Origin of the sequence: Burkholderia sp. B21-005, assembly GCF_020843965.1 — a bacterium.
Lineage (GTDB): Bacteria > Pseudomonadota > Gammaproteobacteria > Burkholderiales > Burkholderiaceae > Burkholderia > Burkholderia ambifaria.
This window is the reverse complement of the sequence record NZ_CP086302.1, coordinates 2,815,489-2,828,537: the sequence shown is the minus strand read 5'-3', so window position 1 is coordinate 2,828,537 and position 13,049 is coordinate 2,815,489. Positions and strand designations below refer to the sequence as shown.

The following is a 13,049-nucleotide window of genomic DNA, read 5'->3' as shown; positions in this document are numbered from 1 at the left end:
GACAGCCCGCCGTGCGCCCATGCGCGCGGCGGGCGCGGTCGTCAGACCGTGGTGTCGATGATGCCGGGGATCTTCACGTCCGGGTTCACGTCCGCGTCGTAGTCGACGCCGGCGATCTCGAAGCCGAACAGACGCAGGAATTCGGTCTTGTAGCCGGCGAAGTCGGTCATCTCGTACAGGTTCTCGTTCGTAACCTTGTCCCACATCGCGACGACCTTGCCCTGCACTTGCGGATCGAGCTCCTTGTAGTCCGCGCGCAGACGGCCTTCTTCGTCGACGTGCGGCGTCGCGCCGTACAGGCTGTCTTTCAGGAGCCCGTACACCTGCTCGATGCAGCCTTCGTGCGTGCCCTGTTCCTTCATCACCTTGAACAGCAGCGACAGGTAGAGCGGCATCATCGGAATCGCCGAGCTCGCCTGCGTGACGACGGCCTTCAGCACCGACACGCGCGCGTCGCCGCCGTGCGCGGCCAGCTTGTCGCGGATCGACAGCACCTTCTTGTCGAGATCCTTCTTCGCTTCGCCGATCGAGCCGTTCCAGTAGATGTCGTGCGTGATCTGTTCGCCGAGATACGTGAACGCGGTCGTTTTCGCGCCGTCGGCCAGCACGCCGGCCTCATCGAGCGCGTCGATCCACATCTGCCAGTCCTCGCCGCCCATCACGGCGACGGTGCCGTCGATCTCTTCCTGCGTCGCCGGCTCGAGCGAGACTTCGCGGATCACTTCCTTGTCGGTGTCGAGGCCGCGGAACGTGACCGCTTTGCCGACCGGCTTCAGCGTCGAGCTGATCGTCTCGCCCGTCTTCGGATGCGTGCGGCGCGGCGCGGCGAGGCTGTAGACGACCAGGTCGACCTTGCCGAGATCCTGCTTGATGGTGTCGATCGTGACCTGCTTCACCTTGTCGGAGAAGGCGTCGCCGTTGATGCTGCGGGCATAAAGCCCCTTTTCTGCGGCGAATTTCTCGAACGCGGCGCTGTTGTACCAGCCGGCGGTGCCCGGCTTCGTTTCGCTGCCGGCGCGCTCGAAGAACACGCCCAGCGTGTCCGCGCCCGAGCCGAGTGCGGCCGAGATCCGGGCGGCGAGGCCGTAGCCGGTCGACGCGCCGATCACGAGCACCTTCTTCGGGCCGTTGGCGATCGGGCCATGCGAAGTCACGTAGTCGATCTGTTCCTTGACGTTGGCTTCGCAGCCGACCGGATGAGTCGTCACGCAGATGAAGCCACGCACGCGCGGTTTGATGATCATGGGAACCTCTAGTCAGAAAGGCGCGGACGGCCTGAAATCGGAAAAATCCCGCGCATTGTAATGGAAGCGGGCGGGCACGGCGGGAAAGGCGGGCGGTGACGGCAGTCGCGATCGTCCGGCGGGCGAGCCGCCGGCACGGCGATTCGCGTCGCCGTCCGTTATTTCTCTCTTGACAGAAATAACTGAAAAAACTAAATTTCCCGACATGGAACTCACACCGATTGCCGAACGATTCATTCTCCACTGGGGCGAAATGGGCTCGCGATGGGGCGTCAACCGCACTGTCTCGCAGATTCACGCGCTGCTGTACCTGGCCGGGCGGCCGGTCGCCGCCGACGAGATCGCCGAGACGCTCAACGTCGCGCGCTCCAACGTCAGCACGAGCCTGAAGGAGCTGCAGGCGTGGCGGCTCGCGAAGGTCGTGCATGTGCTGGGCGATCGCCGCGACCATTTCGAGACGTCGACCGACATCTGGGAACTGTTCAAGCTGATCGTCGAAGGGCGGCGGCAGCGCGAGATCGAACCGACGCTCACGGTGCTGCGCGATTGCCTGACGAGTCCCGAGATCGCCGACGAAAGCCGCGAGACCGAACAGCGCATCCGCGACACGCTGCAGTTCGTCGAGACGCTCACGACCTGGTCGGACGAGATGCTGCGGCTCAAGCCCGACACGCTGATGAAGGCGCTCGGGATCGGCGCGAAGATCAGCCAGACGGTCAGGCGCAAGTCGTCGAAGTAAGCGGTATCGGAAGTGCGGGCGCGCAGCCCGCTTTTTTCGAAGTCAATATTTCTGTCATTACAGAAATAACTGTAAATAGAGGATGAAAATGAACGAGGCCCTGCTGTCGATCCGCCCGCATGCCGCACCGCGGAGTGCGACATGAACATCCTCGTCTGCGGCGCGAACGGGTTCATCGGGCAGGCGTTGTGCGCGCGGCTGGAAGCCGGCGGCCATCGCGTGCTGCACGGCGTGCGGCATGCGGTCGGCCCGCACGATGTCGCGATCGATTTCGCGACGGACATCGATCCCGACGCGTGGCGGGCCCGGCTGGCGGGCGTCGACGTCGTGATCAACGCGGTCGGGATCCTCACCGACCGGCGCGATGCGACGCTCGACACCGTGCATTGCGCGGCGCCCTGCGCGCTCTTCACCGCATGCTGCCGCGCCCGCGTGCGGCGCGTGATCCAGATCTCGGCGTTGGGCGTCGAGCGCGGCGACACGCCGTATTTCGCCAGCAAGTACGCAGCCGACACCTTCCTGCAGACGCTGCCGCTCGATTACCGGATCGTGCGGCCCGCGCTCGTCTACGGCGCGGCCGGCACGTCGGCACGGTTCTTCCGGATGCTCGCGAGCCTGCCCGTGCACGCGTTGCCGGCGGGCGGCCATCAACGGCTGCGCCCCGTGCACGTCGACGATCTCGCCGAACTCGTCGCGCGGCTCGTCGTTTCGCCGGCGGCCGGCAATTCGGTCATCGACGCGGTCGGCGGTGATGAAGTCGAATACCGCGAGATGCTGAGCGGCTATCGCGCCGCGCTGGGCTTCCCGCCGGCAGCCCGCATTGCGCTGCCGGGCCCGCTGGTCGGTGCGGCGGCCGCGCTGTTCGGCACGTTGCCGGGCGCGATGCTGACCCGCGATACGTGGACGATGCTGCGCGGCGGCAATACCGGCGATCCCGCGGCGTTGGCGGCCGTGCTCGGCCGGCCGCCGCGCGGGCTGCGCAGTTTCATCGGCGCCGACGCGCTCGCGCTGCGCCGCGACGCGCTCGCGATGTGGCGGCGGCCGCTGCTGCTCGGCGCGCTTGCGATCGTCTGGCTCTGGACGGCCATCGTGAGCGCTTTCGTCCACCCGCAGAGCGACAGCCTTGCGATGCTCGCCCGCGCACACCTGACCGGGCTGCCCGCGCTGATCGCCCTCTACGCCGCCTGCGCGCTGGACTTCGCGCTAGGGGTGGCGACCGTCGCCGCGCCGTCCCGCCGTCTGTGGGCTGCGCAAGCCGTGCTGATCGTCGCGTATTCGGCCGTCATCGCGGTCACGATGCCTGGCCTGCTGGCCGAACCGTTCGGCCCCGTGCTCAAGAACGTACCGATTCTCGCGATCCTGTTGATCCTGTTTTCAGAAGAAGAACAACCATGAATACCTATCTCGTCATCAAGGCGCTTCACATCCTGTCCTCGGTGCTGATGGTCGGCACGGGCTTCGGCACCGCGTTTTACCTGTTCTTCGCGAACCGCACGCGGTCGGTGCCCGCGATCGCGGCCGTGTCGCGGCTCGTGGTGCGCGCGGACTGGTGGTTCACGACACCGGCCGTGATCTTCCAGCCGGCGTCCGGGCTGTGGCTCGCGCATACGGCCGGCTGGCCGTGGCATACGCCGTGGCTCGTCGCGTCGATCGTGCTGTATGCGATCGCGGGCGCGTGCTGGCTGCCGGTCGTGTGGCTGCAGATCGAGCTGGCCGCGTTGGCGAACCTCGCGCATGCGAACGGCGAGGCTACGCTGCCGGCGCGCTACTGGCGCTATGCGAAGCGCTGGGAGCTGCTCGGCTACCCGGCGTTCTTCGCGATGCTGACGGTCTATTTCCTGATGGTGCTCAAGCCGATGTAAGCGGGGCGGCGGGCCGCAACCGCCGATTTCGCGTGCGGGCCCTGTCGATTTCCACGCGCTCGTGTATAAATTCGACGGGAGCGCGTTCGAGCCGTTTCGGGCATCCCGAACGCTTCGCATCCGACCTCACAAGGAGCCTGCATGCTGCACATCCTCGGCAAGATTCCGTCCATCAACGTGCGCAAGGTGCTGTGGCTGTGCACCGAACTCAACCTGCCGTTCGAGCAGGAAGACTGGGGCGCGGGCTTTCGCACGACCAACGACCCGACCTATCTCGCGCTGAATCCGAACGGCCTCGTGCCCGTCATCAAGGACGACGGCTTCGTGCTGTGGGAGTCGAACACGATCATCCGCTATCTCGCGAACCGCTACGGCGGCGACGCGCTCTATCCGGCCGAGCCGCAGGCGCGCGCGCGGGTCGATCAGTGGATCGACTGGCAGGGCTCGGACCTGAACCGTTCGTGGGTCGGCGCGTTCCTCGGCCTCGTGCGCAAGTCGCCCGATCACCAGGACCCGGCGGCGATCGCGCAGTCGATCGCGGGCTGGACGAAGCATATGCAGGTGCTGAACGCGCAGCTCGAAGCGACCGGCGCGTTCGTGGCCGGCGACCACTTCACGCTCGCCGACATTCCGATCGGCCTGTCGGTGAACCGCTGGTTCGGCACGCCGTTCGAGCATCCGGACTTCCCGGCGGCGAAGCGCTACATCGAGCGTCTGGCGACGCGCGACGGCTTCAAGCAGTACGCGGGCAGCGCGAACCCCTAACGCATCGCAAGTCGCGCGCGGGGCGGTGCGACTGCGGCCGCCGCGCCGCGGCACGTCACCTCACGTGCCGGATGCCGGTACGGCGTCGAGCACGCGCGCGAGAAACGCCTCGTGGTTCCACGCCGATTCCGGCCGCGACAACCCGAGCCGCACGACCACCAGCTCGCGGCTCGGCACCACGCTCACGAACTGGCCTTCATGACCGACCGCATGAAACGCGTCGGCGGGCATCGCGCTCGCATGCGGATCGCGATCGTTGAACGGCTCCGGCACCTTGACCCACAGATGCGCGCCGAATTCCTGGTGCGTCGATTGCGGCGTCGCTCGCGTCAGGTAGCGCACCCAGCCTTCCGGCAGCAGCCGCTGCCCGTTCCACACCCCGTCCTGCAGCAGAAGCTGCCCGAAGCGCGCCCAGTCGTGCGCACTCGCATACAGGTAAGACGGGCTGCCGAGCGTGCCGGCCGCATCGGGCTCGAACACGGCGCTGCGCATCCCGAGCGGCTCGAACAGCGCACGGCGCGGAAACGCGAGGTAGTCGGCCTCGGTGCCGCCCAGCGCTTCGCGCATCACGCGCGCGACGATCGCGCTCGTGCCGCTCGAGTAGGACCACTGCGTGCCGGGCTGCGCGGCGAGCGGCTTGGTCGACGCGAAGCGCGCGGTGTCGGGTTGCGTGAACAGCATCACGGCGACGTCGGACAGCGGGTCGTCGTAGTCTTCGTTGAATTGCAGGCCGCTCGTCATCCGCAGCAGTTCGTCGAGCGTGATCGCCGCGCGTGAATCGCCGCTGGCGCGCCATTCGGGCAGCAGCGCCGACGCATCCGGCGACAGCTTGTGCTGCGCGACCAGCACGCCGGCCAGCGCGGCCGTCACGGTCTTCGTCATCGACCAGCCGGGCAGCGGCGTGTCGGCCGTGAAGCCGGGCGCATAGCGTTCGGCGATCACGTGGCCGCGCCACATCACGACGACCGCACGGGTGCGCCGCGGCCGCGCCGGATCGGGTTCGTCGAACGAGCGGTCGAGCGCGATGTGCAGCTTGCGTGAGTCGATGCCGGCGGGCGGTGCGGGCGCCGCCGCATCGTTCGCGGGCGGTGGATCGGCGACGGGCGGCAGCGCGGCCGGCAGCATGCCGGGCGACGGCCCGAGCGCGAGCGTGCAGCCGAGCCCGGGCCGGAAATCCGCTTCGCGTCGCGCGAAACCGGCGAACGTCGCGACCGCGCGATGATGCTCGGGATCGAGCGACGGGCGCACCAGTTTCAGCAGCGGATGCACGCCGGCCATGATGTCGACGTCGATCACCGACGCGGCCGGACGGCCTGACACGAACACGCCGGAACACAGCGCCTTCGCGGCATAGCCCGTCGCGATCGGGGCGAGCCGCGACAGCATGTAGCCGGTGTAGCCGAGCGCGGCGACGAGCGCGATTGCGACGCCGCGCAGGATCAGCGATTTGAAGGGGATCGTCATGCGCGAGCGTCCTCGGTGGCGTGCCGGCCGGCAACGATCCGGCAGTGTCGCAGGTTCGGGCAAGCGGTGGCAATCGCGGGAAGTGACGACGCCGGGCGGCGTCGCTCAGGCGACATGCTGCCCGGCGTGTGCGAATCGCATGTGTCGATCGCGCGGGTTCGAACGGGCCGGATGCGGCCCGTTCACGCGGTGCGTCATTGTGCGTTGTCGTTGTCCGAGCGCAGTGTCCAGATCGTCGCGGTATTCGTGTTGTCGTCGACGGCCGCGAATTGCGGCTGGCCCTTGCTGCCTCGCCCGAACGCGAGGCCGAAGGCCGCACCCGGCACGGTATCGACCTGCATCTGCGCGACGAAGCGCCCGTGCACCGTGAATTCGACGATTTCGCTCGGTTGCTGCGGATCGGGATTGACCGCGTCGCCGTTCGCGGTCACGAGATGGCCGTTCGGCGCGAGCGCCAGGGCGAGCGGGCCGTGCAGGTGCGCCGCGTCGAAGTAGATCATCCGTCCGACACCGCCGTTGCGGTTCGTCGACGCGGCGTTCTGGATCGCGAACACCGCGTTGTCGCCGGTGGAGGCGACATACAGGACGTCGACGTCAGGATCGTACGCCAGGCCGGTCGGGCCAACGACGAGCGCATTGGGATCGGTCCGGTTCACGTAGCCCGACGCGATGATGCGCGAGCTCGGCAGCATCGCGACGCCGTCGGCGCCGATCGTCAGGTCGATCCGTGCGACCGTCCCGTTCAGCACGTTCGACACGAACGCGGTCACGCGCGCGCCGCGATCGATCACGGTCATGTCCCACGGCCCGTCGAGCAGCGTGGCGCTGACCAGTTGTTTGACGAGATTGCCTTGCGGGCCGATGACGAGCAGCGAGCCCGGTGCGACCACGTTCTTGCCGTCCGGCGCGGGGACGTTGCCGACCAGCACGAAGCCGCTGCGCAGTACCGTGAGCGCGGTCGTCAGGCCGAGATTGCTGCCCTGGAAGAATGTCGCCGGCGTTTTGCCGGGTGACAGCTTCACGATCGTCGTGCCGGTGCCTTGCGTGTTCGACGCCGCGTTGAAGTTGGACACGACGACGTCGCCCGGTTTCAGCGTGCTCCAGCTCGGCACGCCGCGCGGCACGAACGCGATGCCGTACGGATTGAGGTCGCCGTTGGCGGGCACGGTCGACGCGGTGACCGACGAGACGACCGGCAGGATGATGTCGTTGCCGCCGGCCCACGCGAACGCCGACGACAAGGCGACCAGCCCGGCGCCGCAAGCCACCTGGCATAGCCTGCGCGCCAACGTGCGACGGGCGTGGGCAAGGCGGGGCGGGTGAAGGGCAAGGACGGGCGGGGCGGGCGAACGACAGGAGGGGAGAGGGTCCATGGCATGCTCCGGTTGATGAGCGCGAGCAGTCATCCCGGCTGCCGGCCTGCGCAGCCTGCGGATGTCCGGCGCAAGTTCGCGGTGTTTGCAACCCGAACCCGCGCGCGGAGTAAACGAATCGCGCCGGGCGGATATTCCATTCGTCGACGGACATCGCATGCGCGCCGGCGTGCATTGTTCACCGCCATGGCGACACGTGCCGACAAGTTGAAATCCGACCGCCCGTCGGCCGATAATCGTCCGGCATCGTTCCCAGTCAAACCGCCCATCGGAAAAATCGGAAAACGCCATGTCCTACGACAACAACAACCCGTTCGCCAGGATCCTGCGCGGCGAACTGCCGTGCGTGAAGGTCGCCGAAGACGACGCAACCCTCGCGATCATGGATCTCATGCCGCAGGCCGACGGTCACGTGCTCGTGATCCCGAAGGAGCCGGCCGCGCAGATCTTCGAGCTGTCCGGCGATGCGGCCGCGGCCGGTATCCGCATGACGCAGCGCGTCGCGGCGGCCGTGCGCGCGGCGCTCGGGCCGGACGGCGTGTTCATCGGCCAGTTCAACGGCGCGGCGGCGGGCCAGACGGTCCCGCACGTGCATTTCCACGTGATCCCGCGCTGGGAAGGCGTCGAGTTGCGGCTGCACGCGCGCGACATCGCTGACGCGGCTGCGCTCGAATCGGTCGCGCAGCGCATCCGCGCACGTTTCGTGTAACGCGTGCCCGGCTCGTCATGCGGGGCGGCGCCAGCGCCGGTGCGCTGTCGCGCCGCACGCACCTGTTTCAGCGGTCACGCGACGTAACACGTGTAACCGCTCGCGAAACTCGTCCCGCCGGCTCCGGCGCTAGACTCCGCGCATTGCCGCATCGAGCGACAGCAAGGTCGGATCGCGCCGTCGTGCCGGCCGTCGCGAGATGCAATGTGTCCTCTTCGCCGGGAATCGAGCCATGTACAAAGTTCTCATCACGTTTGCGCTGATCGGCGGCCTGTCCGGCTGCTACGTCGCGCCGCCTTACGGCTACGCACCCGCGCCGGCCTATTACGGCTACGCGCCGGCGTATTACGCACCGCCGGTCAGTGTCGGGATCGGCGGCAACTTCCGCATTCGCTGACCAAGCGGCGGGCGCGGGGCTGCCGCGCACGTCGGCCGCGTCGATCGACTGCGTCGGTCGACGCTGCGCCGCCGCTTCTCGCAACAACGCTCCGCGCGCCGCATGACGGCGCGCGTGCGCATCGGCCGCCCGGGTTCCTATACTTCACAGGAAACCCACTCCGGCGAGGCAGCCATGGCCGTTACGCGCAAGGTCGCAATCGTGTCGAGCGTCTCCACGCTCGTCTACCTTGGGCTCGCCGTGCTCGGCAGCGGCGGGTTCGCCGCCTTCTTTTCGCATCCGCAACTGACCGTCATCGCCGTCGCGACGCTCGCGCTGGCCGTCGCGGCGTTGTTGACCGAAGGCAACCTGAGCACCGGCGAACGCGAGGACCGCGACAACCGCTGGGTGCTTCCGGCCTTCGCGGCCAGCGGGTTCCTGCTTGCCTATCTGCCCGCGCTGACCGACCGGCTCGACGTGTGGACCTTCGGCGGCGATACGGTGCGCTGGATCGGCGTCGTGCTGTATGTCGCGGGCGGCGTGCTGCGCATCTGGCCCGTGTTCGTGCTCGGCAAGCGCTTCAGCGGGCTCGTCGCGATCCAGCCGGGCCATACGCTGGTCACGGACGGCATCTATCGCAGGATCCGCAACCCAAGCTATCTCGGCCTGCTCGTCAATGCGCTCGGCTGGGCATTCGCGTTCCGCTCGGGCGTCGGGCTGCTGCTCGTCGCGCTCACGATGGTGCCGCTCGTCGCGCGCATCCGTTCCGAGGAAGCGCTGCTGCACGCGCAGTTCGGCGCCGAATACGACGCGTACTGCGCGCATACCTGGCGGCTGCTTCCGGGTGTGTATTGACCCTCGTTCGCCCTCGGAAAGCCGGTCCGCGACCGCCGGCGCTCGCCGATGTGTTGCCACCTGTGTCCGAACCCGCGACGCCGACGCTTCCCGCACCGTCACCCCGGCCGGCCGAGCCTCGTCGGAGCCTTTGCCGGCGGGCCTTGCCGGGGATTTCGGCAAGCCTTTCCGAGTCCTGTTTCGGTAAACAACTTGTTACCAGAATGTCGACTGCAACGGGGCACGAGCGGTGCTATTCTTCGCCGCAAGCTCATTGAAATGAATTGGTCCGAGATTCGGCACAATGCCGGTCTCGACGTCGATCGATTCAGATCGTCGTATCGAGCGGACCTTCAATAACCAGATTGCGAACAAGGAAGAATACGGGAATGTGGAAGAAAATTGCCCCCACTCTCGTCGTCGCCGTGCTGACCGGCGCGACCGCATTGCCGGCAATGGCCGGTGACCTGAACAATGCGCTTGGCGGCGCGCTCGGCGGGGTTGCCGGCGCAGCGGTCGGCGGCGCGGTCGGTGGCAGCACCGGCTCCGTCATCGGCGGCGCGATCGGCGGCGGCGCAGGCGGCGCAGTGACGTCGAACCGTCGCGAGCGCACCGGCGCAATCATCGGCGGCGCCCTCGGCGGCGGCGCGGGTACCGCAGCTGGCAACGCAATGGGCGGCCGCACGGGCGGCCTGCTGGGCGCGGCCGTCGGCGGTGGCGCGGGCGCGGCGCTGGGCGGCAACATGTCGCGCAGCTCGTACGAGCGCGATCACGGCGATCGCGGCTATCGTCACCGCAAGCATCGCCATCACCGCGACTGGGACTGATCGCCGCGGGCGCGGCACGGTGCGCGACTTGCGCACCGGCACGCCCGATGCGTCGGCACCCGATCCGACAGCCGGCCCGGCGGCCTCAGCCGGGCCGTCGTCGCCGGCAAGACCGGCCCTTCACCCCCTCCGCAGTTCATGCCCAGCCCCGCTCGACGGGTTGGCACATTCCCTCCCGCTGTACCTTTCCCGCTGATAGACGACATCGCCAATTGCATTGACATGCAACCGGCCAGGTTCGGCCAACGTCATTCGATAGCGCTGATCGACGCGTTGCCGTCCGTCGTCAGGATTTCCCTGACGCACCGAACGTGCGCGACACGCGCGCACCGGCCCTTGCGGGCGCTGGCGGGTAGTGCGAAATCGAATGGATGTCATCGCAACATTTAATTGGTCGATCGGAATCGACTTCGCTATCGTCAACGCTGCCCGCGTACGGAATCGAACCGTGCCGTCCCCCGTGCCCCGCCGCGTGACCCCGAGTGTCCGCGGCCCGGCCGCCGGACCCACAAGCATGGGTCGCCCCGCCCGCTGAACCGGACGGACCCGTCGCGAAGCGTGGCCGACCGAACGAAGGCGCCCGCGCTTTCAAGCCACCCCGGCAACGATGTCCCGCCGCCGCATGCGTGCCCCACGCGCGTGCCGCGCTTGGCCGTTGCGACCCGGGGCCGGACCAACCCATTGCCTGGATGCTTTATGTCTAAGACAACGTATTACGCGCCGCATGGCGGCCATCCGCCGCAGACCGATCTGCTGACCGATCGCGCGATGTTCACCGAGGCGTACGCGGTCATTCCGAAGGGAGTGATGCGCGACATCGTCACGAGCTGGCTGCCGTTCTGGACGAACACGCGCCTGTGGGTGATCGCGCGTCCGCTGTCGGGTTTCGCCGAAACCTTCTCGCAGTACATCGTCGAAGTGAACCCGGGCGGCGGCAGCGACAAGCCCGAGCAGGACAAGAATGCCGAAGCCGTGCTGTTCGTCGTCGAAGGCGAGGCGGAGCTGACGCTGCAGGGCACTAAGCACACGCTGAAGCCGGGCGGCTACGCGTTCATTCCGCCGGGCGCCGACTGGACGCTGCACAACGTCAGCGATGCCGCCGTGCGTTTCCACTGGGTGCGCAAGCACTACCAGGCCGTCGACGGCATTGCGCTGCCCGACGCGTTCGTGACCAACGAGCAGGACGTCGAGCCGATCCCGATGCCGGGCACCAACGGCGCATGGGTGACGACGCGCTTCGTCGACATGAGCGACATGCGTCACGACATGCACGTGAACATCGTGACGTTCGAGCCGGGCGGCGTGATTCCGTTCGCCGAGACGCACGTGATGGAGCACGGCCTGTACGTGCTCGAAGGCAAGGCCGTCTATCGCCTGAACCAGGACTGGGTCGAGGTGGAAGCGGGCGACTTCATGTGGCTGCGCGCGTTCTGCCCGCAGGCGTGCTATTCGGGCGGCCCTGGGCGCTTCCGATATCTGCTGTACAAGGATGTGAACCGTCACATGAACCTGACGCTGAATCCGGCGCGCTGAGCGTCGCGTAAAGTCGGATAGGAAAGCCCGCCGGTGGAAGCCGGCGGGTTTTTTTCGTTTCGGGTGTTTGTGGATTTCCGGGGAGGTTGTTTGTCGAGCCATAGTCGCCGTTCAGTTCTCTCGCTTAGCGGTCATTCGTCGAGCGGAAGTACGCCCAGAACTATTGCGCTATCCGAGTTTCTCAGGCCTTCGAGGCATGAAGACTGGAACAACATTCGCGTTCAATAGTGGTTCTTTAAAAATAAATTTGAGAGTGCTGCTGACGACCCCTTGCCGCTCTTTTCGAATGATGACTGTATGGCGTTTCAGCCCGATTCCTTGGACGGCGAGCCATGTCAAGACCCTATTGCAATGCTCGGTGATCGTGAATCGTTCGCCGAAAATCTTTCTACGTGACATGTAGTGTTCGACAGAACCCGCCACAATATCCGGCGCACTCAGCAAATCCAACCACATCGGCAGCCGCTCTACAAATGGCAGTGCTCCACCAATCATCGAAAATCCATGTTTGCTGTAGTGAGCGAGATGACTATTGAATACGGACAACGTCTGCATGTGTCGTTCGCTATTCGGCGCGATGCTGTCATGGTCTGTCATCCAGAAGATTTTCTGGCCATCCCTTGAGAGCAACGCCACGAGATAAGCGGAGAAATGCACAATCCGCATCATCTTCTCCGCAACTGCTGGCTTCAATTCACCAAAACCATGGTCGGATAATGTCCTTACAATGGATTGCTGGGAATTCTTTTTATCGGTGCCGTATACCGATCCAACGTCTTTGTCGACCACGACAGTTAGAAGAAGCCCATTTACCAAGTTACTCAGATGGTTTAGATAACCGTTTAATGCTCGTTGAACTGGCCCGTAGTGCAGGTCCTTGTAAGCGATCTCCTTCAACGGATTGTCTAGGCCAGTTTGCTTTCTCAGTTGACTCATTGCCGTGAGAAAGGGGCCCAACTGATCCCACGCACAGATCAGGAAGCTGTACGTATGATATTTTGCGTCTTTGCTTTCTCCGTCGTAATCCGAAAATATGGCGATTGATTCGTTGTCGTTTTGTAAATTCGGAAGAAGAAGCTCACTTCTTGAATCGAGCGCTTTCAATTGCCTCTGCAACTCAACGACGAACCACGGATAGTCCTCACTGTCAGGTATAAGTTCCAAATTGGGATTTTTCAAAACCCACCTGTTCGCGAGGTGAGCCAGCGTGTGGGATATTTCCATGTGTTTTTTTCAGTGTATTTTAAAAGACCGTGTTGGTTTTCTGCGAATCGAATTTTCTGTCAGCGTTTTAGCTTATTTTAATCGTCCGCGATGTCTTCG

At 65.7% G+C, this 13,049-nt stretch carries 13 protein-coding genes; 9 read left to right on the top strand and 4 right to left on the bottom strand.

Annotated features, from left to right (window positions below):
* Window positions 1-41: 41 nt before the first annotated feature.
* Window positions 42-1,244, bottom strand: coding sequence for an enoyl-ACP reductase FabV (gene fabV / locus LMA02_RS29160; RefSeq protein ID WP_228908542.1), 1,203 nt, complete (start codon window positions 1,242-1,244; stop codon window positions 42-44).
* A gap of 205 nt (window positions 1,245-1,449) precedes the next feature.
* On the opposite strand from fabV, the gene LMA02_RS29155 reads away from it, so the two are divergent.
* The 4 genes from LMA02_RS29155 to LMA02_RS29140 all read left to right on the top strand — a co-directional run bounded on the left by LMA02_RS29155 (window position 1,450) and on the right by LMA02_RS29140 (window position 4,610).
* Window positions 1,450-1,983, top strand: coding sequence for a GbsR/MarR family transcriptional regulator (locus LMA02_RS29155; protein ID WP_006760784.1), 534 nt, complete (start codon window positions 1,450-1,452; stop codon window positions 1,981-1,983).
* A 141-nt stretch (window positions 1,984-2,124) separates the two neighbouring features.
* A complete protein-coding gene (locus LMA02_RS29150; RefSeq protein WP_228908541.1) occupies window positions 2,125-3,378 on the top strand; it encodes an SDR family oxidoreductase in 1,254 nt (417 codons plus the stop codon).
* Entirely contained in the window at window positions 3,375-3,845 is a 471-nt protein-coding gene (locus LMA02_RS29145; protein WP_006750625.1) for a DUF2269 family protein, read from the top strand. The genes LMA02_RS29150 and LMA02_RS29145 overlap by 4 nt, the downstream gene beginning before the upstream one ends.
* Window positions 3,846-3,986: 141 nt before the next feature.
* A complete protein-coding gene (locus tag LMA02_RS29140; protein WP_006760787.1) occupies window positions 3,987-4,610 on the top strand; it encodes a glutathione S-transferase family protein in 624 nt (207 codons plus the stop codon).
* A 60-nt stretch (window positions 4,611-4,670) separates the two neighbouring features.
* Here the strand turns inward: LMA02_RS29140 and LMA02_RS29135 are convergent, their stop codons facing one another.
* The gene (locus tag LMA02_RS29135; protein WP_228908540.1) at window positions 4,671-6,074 is read right to left on the bottom strand and encodes a serine hydrolase domain-containing protein; all 1,404 of its coding nucleotides are present in this window, start codon (window positions 6,072-6,074) and stop codon (window positions 4,671-4,673) included.
* Between the two features lie 194 nt (window positions 6,075-6,268).
* Window positions 6,269-7,447 (bottom strand): hypothetical protein, encoded by a 1,179-nt coding sequence (locus LMA02_RS29130; RefSeq protein ID WP_228908539.1) that lies wholly within the window; start codon window positions 7,445-7,447, stop codon window positions 6,269-6,271.
* Between the two features lie 289 nt (window positions 7,448-7,736).
* Here LMA02_RS29130 and LMA02_RS29125 point away from each other — a divergent pair, with 289 nt between their 5' ends.
* The 5 genes from LMA02_RS29125 (at window position 7,737) to LMA02_RS29105 (ending at window position 11,726) form a co-directional block, all read left to right on the top strand.
* On the top strand, window positions 7,737-8,156 hold the full coding sequence (locus LMA02_RS29125) for an HIT family protein (RefSeq protein ID WP_166726493.1): 420 nt from the start codon (window positions 7,737-7,739) through the stop codon (window positions 8,154-8,156).
* Window positions 8,157-8,388: 232 nt separating this feature from the next.
* Window positions 8,389-8,553: a hypothetical protein gene (locus tag LMA02_RS29120; RefSeq protein WP_006760791.1), complete on the top strand. Its 165-nt coding sequence runs from the start codon at window positions 8,389-8,391 to the stop codon at window positions 8,551-8,553.
* Window positions 8,554-8,727: 174 nt separating this feature from the next.
* Window positions 8,728-9,387: a methyltransferase family protein gene (locus LMA02_RS29115; RefSeq protein ID WP_228908538.1), complete on the top strand. Its 660-nt coding sequence runs from the start codon at window positions 8,728-8,730 to the stop codon at window positions 9,385-9,387.
* Between the two features lie 368 nt (window positions 9,388-9,755).
* Window positions 9,756-10,193 carry a hypothetical protein gene (locus LMA02_RS29110; protein WP_011659738.1) on the top strand — a complete coding sequence of 146 codons (438 nt, stop codon included), beginning with the start codon at window positions 9,756-9,758 and terminating at the stop codon, window positions 10,191-10,193.
* Window positions 10,194-10,889: 696 nt separating this feature from the next.
* Window positions 10,890-11,726, top strand: a complete 837-nt coding sequence (locus tag LMA02_RS29105) for a bifunctional allantoicase/(S)-ureidoglycine aminohydrolase (protein WP_175660039.1) — start codon at window positions 10,890-10,892, stop codon at window positions 11,724-11,726.
* 168 nt (window positions 11,727-11,894) lie between these two features.
* On the opposite strand, the gene LMA02_RS29100 is transcribed toward LMA02_RS29105, so the two are convergent.
* Window positions 11,895-12,950, bottom strand: a complete 1,056-nt coding sequence (locus LMA02_RS29100) for a hypothetical protein (RefSeq protein WP_228908537.1) — start codon at window positions 12,948-12,950, stop codon at window positions 11,895-11,897.
* Between the last annotated feature and the right edge of the window lie 99 nt (window positions 12,951-13,049).